Source organism: Clostridium sp. 7_2_43FAA, assembly GCF_000158375.2.
Taxonomy (GTDB): Bacteria; Bacillota; Clostridia; order Clostridiales; family Clostridiaceae; genus Clostridium; species Clostridium tertium.
The window spans coordinates 2,261,239-2,276,111 of the sequence record NZ_JH815222.1; the positions used below are offsets into that span (position 1 = coordinate 2,261,239).

A 14,873-nucleotide genomic window follows, 5' to 3' on the forward strand; every position below is an offset into this window, starting at 1 on the left:
TTTGTTAACGATTTCATTGGAATTTTCACGAAATAAAGTTTTTATAAATTACTTAACTTTTTGTATTAAAATGCTGTCCATCCTGCATCTGCAACTATCTCTGCTCCATTGATCAAACTAGAATCATCACTTGCAAGGAATAAAGCTATTGTTGCAATTTCTTCTGGAGATCCTGATCTAGGCACGCTTTCCATCCCAAGTTTAACTCTTGAAAATCCAAATTGACTAGGATGACTTATCCCTACTCCAATTTCTGAATCTACTCCTCCAGGACAAATAACATTACATCTTATACCCTTATCAGCATACATAAATCCAATATTTTTAGTTAATCCTAATAACGCATATTTAGAAGCTGTATATGAAACCCCAGCTCTACAACCATTTAAACCGCCTATAGATCCAACATTAATTATATTTCCTCCACCTTGTTGTATCATTAAATTTACTGCCTTTCTACAAGCATAAAATGGGCCATTTAAATTAACATTCATTACACTTTCCCATAATTCATCTTCAACTTCACCAACTGGCATCATTTCATCCATTATACCTGCATTATTAACTAAAATATCAATTTTACCAAACTTTTCAATTGCAAGATCTATCATCTTTTCATTATCTTCTTTTTTTGAAACATCACCTTGCATAGCTATTATCGTACCATTGTAATCCTTTGATATCTCAACTATTTCATCCAATTTTTCTTTTCTTCTAGCAACTACAATAACAGAAGCTCCTTCCTTTGCATAAAGAAGAGCAATAGATCTTCCCATCCCTGAACTAGCACCTGTAACCACAGCAACTTTACCATTAAGTTTCATATATAATACCTCCCAAATATAATTATTTTTATTTTAAATCAAACGTTTACTTTATAACGAAGATATAATTTGTTAATTTTTAAACTATATTTCCTATGTTATTTCATTTTTTATCGGTATGTATATGAACTAATTTATATTTTGTTATAAGTTTTAGTATGTAGTCAATAAAGACACAATACTAAAAACTCTCATTTTTTATTATATTACTTTAAGTGTATTTTATTGTTATTTTTTTGTCAATTATTATTGTAAATATTTATTTTATATAATACAATTTATTTTCTATAATAGACTAATATAAACAGTAAAAATATAGTTATTACATTAAGGAGGATTTAAAATGTATAGCTACAATACTTTAGAAAATACGCCTATTGATATTTTGCATAAAGCATTTATATTGGCTTTTTCAGATTATCAAGTAGAGATTGATATTTCCATTTCTAAATTTGAAAACATTCTTTTAAGAAGAGGTTATAATCCTAAAATTTCAATTGGCACATTTAAAGAAGATGATTTGATTGGATTTATTTATAACGGATTAAGAATTTGGAATAATAAAAAAACTATATATGCTACAGGAACAGGGGTTATTAAAGAATATAGAAAGCACGGAATTACTACAACAATGTTTAACAACATAAAAAAAGAGCTAATTAAAAATAATGTAGAATATTATTTGCTTGAAGTATTAAAAACTAATACTGTAGCTTTTGAACTATATAAAAAACAAGGATTTAAAGTTGTAAGAGAATTTGACTGCTTTAAATTAGATAAATCCTCCTATACTCCTATTAAAATGTATAATACTGAAAATAAATCTACATTAACAGAAGAAGAATGGAATGATGTAATAAATTTCTGGGATATTGAGCCTTCATGGCAAAATTCTATTGATTCCGTAAAATCCACTATAGATAGCTTCATATTCTCATTAGTAAAAGAGAATAATAAAATTATCGGTTACGGTATTATCGATAAAAATACAGGAGATATTCCACAAATTGCAGTTCGTGATAAGTATAGAAATAAAGGAGTTGGAAAAAGCATTATTACAAATTTAATTAAAAATACAAAAGCAAATAAAGTATCTGTTATTAATGTAGATGGTAGCTATGCCCCTATGAAACAAATGCTCTCCTCTATTGGATGTCAAAATTTTATTGGACAATACGAAATGTTATTAGAGTTAGAAAACTAATTATTATAAATTCAAAATAAAGTTACACTTAGCCTTCATAATAAATGTTATAATATTACTATAAATTTGAAAGGAGCTAATGATTTGGCTAATATATTAACACTTGTATTATCATTTATTATAGCTAATGTAATTTTTAATTACTTATCAAAATATTTAATAAGCCGTGGAAAGATTCCATTTAAAGCTACAAAAACAACTAAGGGTAAAATAATTTGGACAATCATCTGCTGTGCTATTTACATAGTTGGTTACGTTCTAATAGATTTTTTAACTTTAGGAGTAATAGGTTTTAATATCGCTAGAGGAGTATTACTAGCTATATTTGTAACTATGCTATTATTTGATTCTAATAAAAAATAAAATCGTACCATCTTACGGTACGATTTTTTTATTAAAGTTCTATAACTTGTCCTGTGGATAAATACATTATTTTATCCTTAAGATTTTCTTTTAATATATAAAATGCCTTATTCCCAGTACAATGGCAAGTATAAAAAATAGTATTCTTATTACTTAAATTTTTAGCTATATTACTAATAAATTCTAAGCTTTCACTTTTTTTATTTACTGGATTAAATAAATGAAACCCACCAATAACAGTTGATAGATTAGAATCCATTATTTCTTCTGCTTTATCTATTATATTAACTATTCCCTTATGGGCACATCCTGCAATTAATATATATTTATCATTTTCCCTTATCAATAGGCTTTGCTCATGAGTAAAATCATCTTTATAATATTTCCCATCAATTTTAATAAACAATGAGTCATTTAGATTCGATGTCTCATATCTCTTTGGGACATTTGAAAAAATACATATATCTTCATCAATTTTAAATATATCTTCAGTGAATATAATTCTTTCATTAAATTGAAGTCTATCATCTAATCCTACATAAAACTTAAGTGCTCCTAAAACTGAAGTATAATACTTATTAAATGCATCTTTATGAATATATATTTTTGCTTTACTATTGTGTTGTAAAAATAACTTTAAAGCTCCTCCATGATCCTTATGTCCATGAGATATAACAAGAATATCCACATCTGATATATCAATGTTAAGTTTTATAGCATTTTCAATAAACAATCCATTAGAGCCTAAATCAAACAATATATTATGCTTATTCGTTTTAATATGTAAAGATAACCCATGTTTACATTTAAACTCTTTCGATAATGAAGTATTTTCAACTAAAGTAGTTATTACCATGATCATCACCAACCATTCCCATATTAATTCCAATTACTATTTTATCACATTTTACTTTTATTACATTACTATTTTATTAACTCTATATGCTATAATAATAAAAAATAACTTGTGAATATTTGTATTATTTTGCGAAGCAAAATAGTTAATAGGGAAAAAGTTAAGGAGAAAATCCTTACAGGATTTTTTTGAATAAAAGATGTTTTGCACTTATAGATTAAATTTTGCGTAGCAAAATATCCTAAGCTTTTCACTCTTTCACTCCTAACTTTTCACTAATAAATTGCTTCGCAATTTAATACAACTACGAAAGGAAACGAATGATGGAAAAATATATTTCAAATATTGAAACTCCGAAAATTAGTATTGCCCCTATGGTAGACAAATCTCATAGGCATTTTAGATATTTTTCAAGACTTTTAACTAAAGATGCTCTACTTTATACAGAAATGGTTACAGCTCAAGCAATTATCAATGGTGATAGAGATAAGATACTTTACTTTAGGGAAGAAGAAGGTCCTGTTGCACTGCAAATTGCAGCTTCTAACCCTGAAGATGCTTATAAAGCTGTTAAATTAGCCAATTATTATAATTATACCGAAGTCAATTTAAATTGTGGTTGTCCGTCTGATAGAGTTTCTGGTAATTTAATGGGGGCAGCTCTAATGTCTTCTAAAGAATTAGTTTATGAAATCCTATGTGCTATGAAAGAAGCAACTACTAAACCTATTACTATAAAGCATAGAATAGGAATAGATGGAACTGATGTTATAGAAAATGAAAAAAGTAAGATTATAATGAGCGGATATGAAGATTTATTAGAATTTTTGGATATTGTATCTAAAGCTAAACCTGATAGATATACAATTCATGCCCGTTCTGCTATATTAAAGGGCTTAAGCCCAAAAGATAATAGAGAAATTCCACCACTTGATTATGATATGGTTTATAGATTAAAACGAGATTTCAATCATTTAAATATAGAAATTAACGGTGGCTTTAAAACATTAGATTCAATTAGGGACGCTCTTACTAAGGTAGATGGAGTAATGATAGGAAGAGCTTCATATGAAAATTGTTATCTTTTGGCTAACTTCCATAAACTTTATGAAAATAATCAAAATACAAAAGCTATTTCAAGAGGAGAAATTATAAAGTCTTATACTCCATATGTTATAGAAGAAATTAAAAAAGGCAATAGTATTCATTCTTTAATTGCCCCACTTCAAAGCCTATTCCAAGGACAAAGGGGAAGTAAAAAGTATAAGCAACTTTTATCTTCTTCTAATGTAAAAAAAGAAAATATTATAGAAATACTTAATACTATCCTTGAAGTAATGCCTCAAGATGTCTTATGGGAAAATAATTAAATTAATTTTTCTTATTAAAAGTCCACATTACATATTTCATATTCAATAGATGGAGAGTAAAATTTATATATTACTCTCTTTTCTATTACTTCTAATATTACTAATCCAACTTTTTCTTCATAACAATAACATTTTGTTAAGCACTAGTATAGGTCACACTATCCTTTCAATAAATATTATTATATATCTTAATATTTTAATTTATAGTACATACAATTTCTATGTATATATGTATAATAATGTATATAATATATTTTTTTAATAAGTTTAATACGGGGGAACATATTATGAGTAATTTTAGAGAAATTAAACCTGAAGATTTAAATGAAAGTGCATTTAAATTAATTGGTCATGACTGGATGCTTATTACAGCAGAAAAAGAAAATAAAATTAATACAATGACTGCTTCATGGGGTAACTTTGGTATTATGTGGGGAAAAAATGTAGTTTCTATAGTTTTAAGACCTCAAAGATTTACTAAAGAATTTATAGATGCTTCTTCTACATTTTCACTTACATTCTTTGATAAAAGTTACAAAAAGGATTTAAGCTACTTAGGAACAGTTTCTGGAAGAAATGAAGATAAGCTTTCTAAAACTAATTTAACAGTTACTTATATCGATACTACTCCTGCTTTTGAAGAATCAAAGCTTACAATTATCTGTAAAAAGTTATATGCTCAAGAACTAGATCCTCAATGCTTTATAGAGAAAAATATTGATAAACAATTTTATCCTGAAAAAGATTATCATACTTTATATATTGCAGAAGTAGAAAAAATTTTAATAAGAGAATAATTTAATAAAAACAAACTACTACTATAAAATCTTAATAGTAATAGTTTGTTTTTTAATAAATGTGTTTAATAATTATAAAACTTTTATATAAAAAAATCTTATTAACTTTATTTAAACTAGTTTAACTTTGATAAAACAGACTCTCCAATAGTACCTTCAGACATTTCAACATCAAAATTATCAGCTATTGTTGCCCCTATTGCTGCAAAACTATCACAAGTTTCTAATACTCCATTTCCTTTCATTGAAGGTGAGTAAGCTAAGAATGGTACATGTTCTCTTGTATGATCTGATCCAATATATGTTGGGTCATTTCCATGGTCTGCAGTTATAATTAATAAATCATCTTCTTTAAGTTTTTCTAAAACTTTACCTAGACTAACATCAAACTTTTCTAACTCTTCTGCATATCCTTGTGGATTTCTTCTGTGTCCCCATAGTGAATCAAAATCAACTAGGTTTACAAAGCATAATCCTTCAAAATCCTTATCCATTATTTCTAATGTTTGTTCCATTCCATGAACTGAGCTTTTTGATTTATGTGATTCTGTAATTCCTTCACCATCAAATATATCATTTATTTTTCCTACGGAAATAACATCATAATTACTGTCTTTTAACTCATTTAATACTGTTCTTCCATATGGCTTTAATGCGTAGTCATGTCTATTGCTTGTTCTCTTAAACTCGCCTTTTCTTTCTCCAACATATGGTCTTGCAATTATTCTACCAACTTTCCATTCATCTTTTAAGGTAATTTCTCTTGCAATTTCACAACATCTGTATAACTCTTCTAATCCAAATGTTTCTTCATGTCCACATATTTGTAATACTGAATCCGCTGAAGTATATACAATCATATCTCCAGTTTTCATTTGATGTTCACCAAACTCATCTAATATTTCTGTTCCACTAGCACTTTTATTTCCTACTATATTATGACCTGTTCTTTTAATTAACTCATCTAATAACTCCTTAGGAAATCCTGTATCAGTAAAAGTTTGGAATGGCTTAGTAATGTGTAAGCCAGCGATTTCCCAGTGTCCTGTCATAGTATCTTTGCCTGTACTAGCTTCTCTCATTTTCATTTGATATCCTAATGGCTTTTCTTGAGCTTTTAAATGCTTTACTGGACGTAAATTTGCAATTCCCATTTTTTCAAGGTTAGGCACTTTAAATGATTCTACTGATTCTGCAATATGACCAAGAGTATCAACATTTACATCTCCATACTCTTTTGCATCCTCCATTTCTCCAACACCTAATGAATCTATTACAATAGTAAAAATTCTTTTATATTTCTTCATGTTATTACTCCTTTCCAATCTTCTTTTTAAGACTATAAAGAATATATTATTTATTATTTGTTATAATTTAATTATTTAATCTTAATTAAATAAATTATAGCATATTTAAATATATAATACATTATTAAACTTGTCTTAAACTTGTCTATTATATATATTTATAATACTACAATACACTTGCATTGGTCAACGTTTTCACCAGTGTATTTTATTGATATTTTATTAGAAAAATTTGATAATTTATTCTATAATTATATTATAATAGATAAAGATAAACTTGTATTTAACTTGTTTATTTTTATAAAGAGAGGTTTTATTATGATTAATACTGATATTATGAAAAAGTCTAAAAAGTTAAGATATGTTGAAGTGTACAATACATTATTTAAAATGATAAAGGAAGAAGATCTTCCAGATAATTATAGACTCCCTTCTGAACCAGATTTAGCTAAGGAACTAGGAGTAAGTAGAACAACTTTGCGTCAAGCCTTATCATTATTACAAGATGATGGCTTAATAAAAAACATTCGAGGAAAAGGCAACTTTATAATAAGAAATCAAAAAAATAAAAAAGATTGGGCTTGAAAAACTAGGCCATATTATATATAAATCATTAGAAGATAAAATTGATCATGTAGAAATGGATTTTCATATAGAACCTCCATCTGATTACTTTGTAGAAGTCTTAGGTAAAAAGACTGTTGCTGCAGTGAATATTGATAGATGGTATATGAGTAATGGAAATGCAGTTGCATATACATATACAATTATCCCCATAGAAACTATATCCTCTTTTGATATAAATTTAAATGATACTAATAGTCTTCTTAAATTTATTGAAAATGATATTTACAATAAATGTAGTCACAGCTCTCTAGATGTTAAGTTTTCATCATCAGGAAAGTTTGCAACTAAAAGGCATTTAATTTCCTCTGAAAAGCAATATTACTTAATTGAAGAATCTATATATAAAAATACTGAATATCCTATAGCCTTTAATAAACACTATTTACCAATATTAAATACATCCATTAAAATTCATACTTCAAAGTAAAAATTATATCAACAATTTTAAGGCTTTATAAAAATATAATACTAGTTAATAACTAATTTAAAAGATAAAAATTATTAATATAGAATAATATAATAAAATCTATATATTTATTGCCATTTATAAAAATAAAGAATCCTAGTTATACTTGGATTCTTTATTTTGGGGTTATTGAAATTAATTTAATTGATGAGAAAAATGTTTATATATTAGTTTTAAATATATACAATTATTTTTAATTATAGCTTATCTTATAATGCAGCTATTTGCCTTCCATACTCTCTGCATCTCTCTTCATCTTCACCTTCTGGAGTATAATTGACTATTAACGACTCTAATGGTAAACTAGCTCCTAAATCTTTTATCTTCTCTTCGAAATTTTCCATCCATTCGCCAGATCCCCATCCATATGAGCCAAATAAAGCTACCTTTTTACCATTTAAATCTCCTTCTATTGACTCTAAGAAAGGTAAAAATTCTCCATCTTCTAATTCTTCGTCTCCCATGCAAGGACAACCTAAAACAACTACTTCTTCATTAGCTATTGAATCAACATCAGTAGTTGAAATATTTATTAATTCTCCTACTGCTCCAGCTTCTTTAACTCCTTCTAAAATTAAATTTGCCATTGCTTCTGTATTTCCTGTACCACTCCAATAAATAATTTTCATATATATCCTCCCTCCATATTTGAGAATGATTATCATTACTATTATGTTTTTATAATACACTCATGTTAAAATAAAGTCAATATATTTTTCCAATAATTCATAAATTTATATACTCTAATATCTTTAATATAGAAAAAACATCGCAATTAAATTAAACTACGATGTTTTTTCTATATTAAAAATTACTCTTCTATTTCTATATTATTATTCTTTATAATATTTTTGTACCATTCAAAGCTTTTCTTTTTGCTTCTTTTATATGTTCCATTTCCTAAATCATCTGCATCAACATAAATAAATCCATATCTTTTTGTCATTTGTGAAGTTGATGCACTTACAATATCTATACAAGCCCAAGATGTATATCCCATGCATTCTACACCTTCATCTATAGCTATAGCAATTTGCTCAAAATGTTTTTTAAAGTATTCTATTCTATAATCATCATTAATTGAGCCATCTTCTTCAACTGTATCATAAGCACCAATTCCATTTTCAACTATCCATAGTGGTTTTTGATATCTATCATATAAATCTATTAAAGAAACTCTTAATCCCTTTGGATCTACTTGCCATCCCCATTCACTTGTTGGTAGGTATGGATTTTTAACTCCAGTAACTAAATTTCCTCCAACTTTTTCTCTTTGTGCTGCATTTATACTTTGAACCATGGACATATAATAGCTAAAGGAAATAAAATCTACTTTATATTGTTGTAGTATAGCTTCATCCCCCTCAAGCATTTTCACATTAATATTATTCTTTTTGAAGTAATTTAAAAGATGTCTAGGATATTTACCTAATACTTGTACATCAGTATAAACAAAGTTATTTCTATTATCTCTTTGAGCTAAAATTATATCATCAGGATTACAAGTTTCAGGATATGTTAAAGTTTTAGTAACCATACATCCTACTTGCGAACCTGGTATTATTTCATGACAATACTTAGTTGCTAATGCACTTGCTACAAATTGATTGTGCAGTGCTTGATAAATTGCTTCTTCTGCTTCTTTTTTACTATCATACTTGTCTTCAACCACTCCAACTGTAGTAAATGGGTGACGGAAAACACTATCTATTTCATTAAATGTAAGCCAATATTTTACTAAATCTTTATATCTTTCAAAACATACTTTTGCATATTTTACAAACATATCTACAACTTCTCTAGATACCCATCCATCATAGTTATTAACTAAATAAATTGGCATTTCATAATGTGATAAAGTTACTAAAGGTTCTATGTCATTTTTTCTTAGCTCTTTAAAAAGGTCCTCGTAAAACGCTAGCCCCTTTTCATTTGGCTTTTCTTCATTTCCATTTGGGAAAATACGAGTCCATGCTATAGATACACGTAAAGTTTTAAATCCCATTTCTTTAAATAAAGCTATATCTTCTTTATAATGATGATAAAAATCTATTCCCCTACGTTTTGGATAGTAAGTATCCTCTGTAGCTTCCATTGCATTTTTTATATCTTCTAGCCCAACATGCCATTGTTTTACATAATCTTTTATATCGATATCAGGCTTGTACATAGCTACATCTGCTACAGACATACCCTTACCATCAACATTCCATGCTCCTTCTGCTTGATTTGCTGCTATAGCTCCTCCCCATAAAAATCCTTCAGGAAAAGATAATATTTTTTTCATATAATACTGCCTCCATTATCTTTCTAAATTTTCTCCATTTGTAGCTATAATTTGCTTATAATAATTATAACTATCCTTCTTTATACGTTTTAAAGTTCCATTTCCGTTATTATCTTTATCTACATAAACAAAACCATATCTCTTTTTCATTTCTCCAGTACCTGCTGAAACAATATCTATTGGGCCCCACCAAGTATATCCTATTATATCAGCTCCATCTTCTATTGCTTCATTCATCATTATTACATGCTTCTTTAAATATTCCATTCTTTCTTCATCATGTATCTTGCCATCTTCTGTTACTTCATCTATAGCACCTAAGCCATTTTCAACTATAAATAAAGGCTTATGATATCTGTCTGTTAACTCATTACATACATATCTTAATCCTAATGGATCTATTGGCCATCCCCACTTTGTTTCACTTAAATAAGGATTCTTCTTTCCTAATAATCCACCTGTATTACCTAGTATCTTCATTCCTGCTTCATGTAAAGATGATCTATAATAGCTAAATCCTAAGTAATCACAAACACCCTTTTTAAGAATTTCTATATCTTCGTCTTCCATTTCTATAGTTATATTATTTTCTTTAGCAATACGCTTAAAATATGAAGGATATTCTCCAAGCATTTGTATATCACTATAAAATAAAGATCTTCTTCTTAGTTCATAGGATTCAAACACGTCTTCTGGCTTACAAGAAGCTGGATATATAGGAGATAGAGATAACATACATCCCATTTTGAAGTCTTTATTAATTTCATGTCCCATAATTACAGCCTTCGCACTTGCTACAAGCATATTATGGCTTGCTTGATATATGTCTTGAAGCTTATTTTCATCTTCTTTAACTACTATTGCTGCAGCTATAAGTGGTAATGTATGAGCATGATTAATTTCATTAAAAGTCATCCAATATTTAACTTTATTATTATATCTATTAAATATCACAGTACAATAATTAACATAAAAATCTATAAGCTTTCTATTTTTCCATCCACCATATTTAGTTATTAAATTAAGAGGTGTTTCAAAATGTGAAATTGTTATAACTGGCTCCATTCCATTCTTTAATAATTCATCAAATAAATTATCATAAAATTCTAATCCTTTTTCATTAGGCTCTTTATCATCTCCATTAGGGAATATACGACTCCAAGCTATAGAAGTCCTAAAGCACTTCATACCTAGCTCAGATAATTCCCTAATATCCTCCTTATAGGTGTGGTAAAAGTCTATAGCTTCATGACTAGGATAATATTTCTTTTCATTAATTTCTAATTCTACATTTTTAAATCTATCTGCTCCAACTGCTAGTATGTCTGCAACGCTTAAGCCTTTGCCATCTTCATTATAAGCACCTTCAGCTTGATTAGCTGCAATTGCTCCTCCCCATAAAAAGTTTTTAGGAAATGTCATTTTATTATGCCCCCTCACCTACTAGTTCTAAAACTTTATCTTCATTTTCTACATTACGATAATTTTCTTTTTTTAATGTTTTATTATTTGATTCTGTAATTAAAAGCATAGTTGTAGTATCATAACCTTTTTCTTTAATCTTATTTAAATCAAATTCTATTAATTTTTGTCCTCTTGTTACTCTTTCTCCTTGCTTAACTAAAAGCTTAAAACACTCTCCATTTAACTCTACTGTATTAATACCAACATGGATTAAAATTTCATCATTATTATCACTTTTTAATCCTATCGCATGTCCTGTTGGAAATGCCACTTCTATTATTCCATCAACTGGTGATGTTACTTCTCCTTTTTCTGGTATAAAGGCTATTCCATCTCCCATTGTTTTATTTGCAAAAACAGGATCTTTTACATCTTCTAATGGAATCATTTCCCCCTTAACACAAGCTGCTATTTCTGATGGTTTTAATGTACTCTTTTTAGACTTTGCTCCGCGTTCCTCAAATCCTAAAATATATGTTAAAATTGCTGATAATCCAAATGCCATTGCTATACCAATTAAATAAATTACAAATGTATCTCCAAAGAATGCTGGTAAGGTTGTTAATGCTGGGAATACATATACTATAGCTTTAGTTTGGAACATTCCCATAAATGCTCCTGCTATACCACCTGCTATTGTTTGGGCAATTAAAGGTTTCTTATATTTTACTGATAAACCATATACTATTGGCTCTGTTATACCACCTAATAAAGCTGGAATCATAGTTGATACTGCAAAAGCTTTTGTTTCTTTTTTCTTAGAACGAAATAATACACCTAAAGCTACACCAGCGCTTGCAAAAGTAGCAGCTGCAATCATTGGTCTTATTACATCATAACCTTGATTTGCAATATTATTTATCATTATAGGTACAACTCCCCAGTGAATACCCATCATTACAAGGAATGTCCAACCTGCTCCAACTACTAAACCTGCTATTAATCCACTCTTATCACTTAAGAAATTAATTAAATCTCCCATTCCATTACCTAAAGTAACTCCAATTGGTCCTATAACCATAACTGCTAACGGTACCATAACTAATAAAGCAACTGCTGATAAAGTAAATATTTCTATACTCTTAGGAATAAATTTCTTTAAGAATTTTTCAACGTATGAATATACCCAAATAGTTAGTATTGCTGGAATAACCGTACCTGAATATCCCATAAGAACAACAGGAATTCCAAAGAAATCAACTACATCTCCTGTAGCCTTCATAAGTCCAGCAAAGTTAGGTTCCATTAATGCTCCTACAATTGCAGCAGCAATAAATTGATTTACTTTAAAAGTTTTTGCAGTACTAAATGCTAAGAATAGAGGTAAGAAATAGAACACACTATTTCCAGCAGCACTTAAAATTTTATACGTACTTCCTGTATTGTCCATGAACCCATAAGTTGTTAAAATAACAAGTAATGCTTTTATCATACCTGCACCTGCAAGTGCTATTATGATTGGATTAAATATAGAAGACATCGTATTAAACATACGAGTTAATATATTGCCTGAAGGCTTTTCTTCTACATCGTTAGTATTCATTGCTTCACTCTTAATTTCTGGGAATAATTTTAAAACTGTATCAAAAACATCTGTAACATGATTTCCTATAACTACTTGAAATTGTCCATTTCCTTCTACTACAGATAAAACACCTTGTATATCCTTAATTGCTTCTCTATCAGCCTTTGATGAATCTTTTAACTTAAATCTTAATCTTGTTACACAATGGAATAAACTATTTATATTTTCTACTCCACCAACTTTTTTAACTACTTCTTTTGCTAGTGAATCATAGTTTTTCTTTGCCATTATAATCCCTCCTATATAGTTTGTTCTTTGATGACACCGGTTACACCTTATATTGAAATTATAGCATTGAAAAGTTTTACATTATAAAATTTCGATTTTTGGAAACTTTAGAAAAATAAAAAAAAGCATGGTATAATTAATAAATTACCCATGCTAAAGTTTATATATTAATTCTTTCCTTTAACTTTTTGTATTTAAAGGTTATAAAATCTGTAATAACTTGATACAATATAGCATGTGTTTGAACTTCAGAACTATGCTGAAAGTCTATACACAAATCTACATAAGGATGATTCTCCATATTCCTATTTGCAGTTATCACTACTATTTTAGCTTTTGTCTGCTTAAATACATTTTTATTTATATTTCCTTGCATCATTTGATACTTCTTTATATAATTACCAGAATTAGTGAATATAATAATTAATGTATCTTCTTTAGCATTTTTAATAAATTCATCTTGTTTAATATCATGCATATGAGAAATAATATATTTACCATTATATGCAAGCTTTGTTTGAAAATCCATAGCTGCTGATTCTGAATATAAAAGTCCAAAAGCTGCTACTTTATCATATTTAATTAAATCTTTTGCTAGTTCTTCGATTTTATTCATATCTATATTTGATTTAATAAGTTCCAAATCATTAATAATTGTATCTACATATTCTTCCTTTGTATGATTTTCCATAAATCCAATTATATTATCATTATAGTTTAAATAGTTAGAAGACTTGTTACTTCTATAGGACGCTGCTGCCTTCAGTTCAAGGAAATCATCAAATCCTATATGTCTTGTAAATTTTGAAATTGTAGATTTTGATACAAAACATAAATCTGCTACTTCTGATATAGTCATATTTTGTATAGAATCATAATTACAAAGTAATATATTAGCTATATGATAATAAGTGGAACTTTCTTTCCCATCATTTAAAATAATTAATAATCTATTTAATAATGTCCCCATCAAGAATTCTCCCTTTAGTTTAGTTACTAATTCATTTATCATTTGATTTTTAATTTGTCTAGTCTAATATTTTAAATAATCTATTATAGTTAAAATTCTATAAGATTTAATCCTATATTTTCATCAAATTTTCTTCCTATAGATCCATTGATTCTATCTATTATGATTTCTGCCGTTGCACTAATTATTGCTTTATTTAAATGTCCACCTATACATCTTCCTTCTAAATTAGCAAATGTTCCATGTATATGTAAATATACCTCATCATTCATTTCTGATATATTTCCTGTAATATTTGTGATTTCGAAATCATCTTCATGAATAGTTGAATAATACTTCTTTTCATTTGGCTTAAATAAACCTACAACTACATGATTAGTAGCTCCTAACCCTGATATTGAACCTGCTATTATTTTTTGCTCTTCACAAACTTTTTTAATAGATTCAATAATTTCCTCACCTTTTTCTAATCTTAAAACAATTTTATCACCAAATACTCTATAATTCATTTTTCATTCTCCATTT

Annotated in this window: 13 protein-coding genes and 1 pseudogene; 5 read left to right on the forward strand and 9 right to left on the reverse strand. The window is 27.8% G+C overall.

What is annotated here, in order from left to right; translation table 11 throughout:
* Positions 1-65 precede the first annotated feature (65 nt).
* Positions 66-824, reverse strand: a complete 759-nt coding sequence (locus CSBG_RS12250) for an SDR family oxidoreductase (protein ID WP_008679938.1) — start codon at positions 822-824, stop codon at positions 66-68.
* Between the two features lie 343 nt (positions 825-1,167).
* Between CSBG_RS12250 and CSBG_RS12255 the strand changes: the two genes are divergently transcribed.
* The gene (locus CSBG_RS12255; RefSeq protein ID WP_008679940.1) at positions 1,168-2,028 is read left to right on the forward strand and encodes a GNAT family N-acetyltransferase; all 861 of its coding nucleotides are present in this window, start codon (positions 1,168-1,170) and stop codon (positions 2,026-2,028) included.
* A gap of 84 nt (positions 2,029-2,112) precedes the next feature.
* On the forward strand, positions 2,113-2,391 hold the full coding sequence (locus CSBG_RS12260; protein WP_008679942.1) for a hypothetical protein: 279 nt from the start codon (positions 2,113-2,115) through the stop codon (positions 2,389-2,391).
* 31 nt (positions 2,392-2,422) lie between these two features.
* Here the strand turns inward: CSBG_RS12260 and CSBG_RS12265 are convergent, their stop codons facing one another.
* Positions 2,423-3,247, reverse strand: coding sequence for an MBL fold metallo-hydrolase (locus tag CSBG_RS12265; RefSeq protein ID WP_035285356.1), 825 nt, complete (start codon positions 3,245-3,247; stop codon positions 2,423-2,425).
* Positions 3,248-3,570: 323 nt separating this feature from the next.
* On the opposite strand from CSBG_RS12265, the gene dusA reads away from it, so the two are divergent.
* Both dusA and CSBG_RS12275 read left to right on the forward strand, forming a co-directional pair.
* Positions 3,571-4,617 carry a tRNA dihydrouridine(20/20a) synthase DusA gene (gene dusA / locus CSBG_RS12270; protein WP_035285359.1) on the forward strand — a complete coding sequence of 349 codons (1,047 nt, stop codon included), beginning with the start codon at positions 3,571-3,573 and terminating at the stop codon, positions 4,615-4,617.
* Between the two features lie 287 nt (positions 4,618-4,904).
* Positions 4,905-5,414, forward strand: coding sequence for a flavin reductase (locus CSBG_RS12275; protein WP_008679946.1), 510 nt, complete (start codon positions 4,905-4,907; stop codon positions 5,412-5,414).
* Positions 5,415-5,530: 116 nt separating this feature from the next.
* Here CSBG_RS12275 and CSBG_RS12280 read toward each other — a convergent pair whose 3' ends face one another.
* Positions 5,531-6,721: a phosphopentomutase gene (locus CSBG_RS12280; RefSeq protein ID WP_008679947.1), complete on the reverse strand. Its 1,191-nt coding sequence runs from the start codon at positions 6,719-6,721 to the stop codon at positions 5,531-5,533.
* A 318-nt stretch (positions 6,722-7,039) separates the two neighbouring features.
* Between CSBG_RS12280 and CSBG_RS12285 the strand changes: the two are divergent.
* Positions 7,040-7,775 (forward strand): annotated as a pseudogene (locus tag CSBG_RS12285) (GntR family transcriptional regulator).
* Between the two features lie 248 nt (positions 7,776-8,023).
* Here the strand turns inward: CSBG_RS12285 and CSBG_RS12290 are convergent.
* The 6 genes from CSBG_RS12290 to CSBG_RS12315 all read right to left on the reverse strand — a co-directional run bounded on the left by CSBG_RS12290 (position 8,024) and on the right by CSBG_RS12315 (position 14,857).
* Entirely contained in the window at positions 8,024-8,443 is a 420-nt protein-coding gene (locus CSBG_RS12290; RefSeq protein WP_008679948.1) for a flavodoxin, read from the reverse strand.
* 182 nt (positions 8,444-8,625) lie between these two features.
* Positions 8,626-10,101 carry a glycoside hydrolase family 1 protein gene (locus tag CSBG_RS12295; protein WP_008679949.1) on the reverse strand — a complete coding sequence of 492 codons (1,476 nt, stop codon included), beginning with the start codon at positions 10,099-10,101 and terminating at the stop codon, positions 8,626-8,628.
* Positions 10,102-10,116: 15 nt separating this feature from the next.
* On the reverse strand, positions 10,117-11,523 hold the full coding sequence (locus CSBG_RS12300; protein WP_008679950.1) for a family 1 glycosylhydrolase: 1,407 nt from the start codon (positions 11,521-11,523) through the stop codon (positions 10,117-10,119).
* 4 nt (positions 11,524-11,527) lie between these two features.
* Entirely contained in the window at positions 11,528-13,378 is a 1,851-nt protein-coding gene (locus tag CSBG_RS12305; RefSeq protein WP_008679951.1) for a beta-glucoside-specific PTS transporter subunit IIABC, read from the reverse strand.
* Between the two features lie 160 nt (positions 13,379-13,538).
* Positions 13,539-14,348, reverse strand: a complete 810-nt coding sequence (locus CSBG_RS12310; RefSeq protein ID WP_008679952.1) for a MurR/RpiR family transcriptional regulator — start codon at positions 14,346-14,348, stop codon at positions 13,539-13,541.
* Positions 14,349-14,437: 89 nt separating this feature from the next.
* Positions 14,438-14,857, reverse strand: a complete 420-nt coding sequence (locus CSBG_RS12315) for a PPC domain-containing DNA-binding protein (protein ID WP_008679953.1) — start codon at positions 14,855-14,857, stop codon at positions 14,438-14,440.
* Between the last annotated feature and the right edge of the window lie 16 nt (positions 14,858-14,873).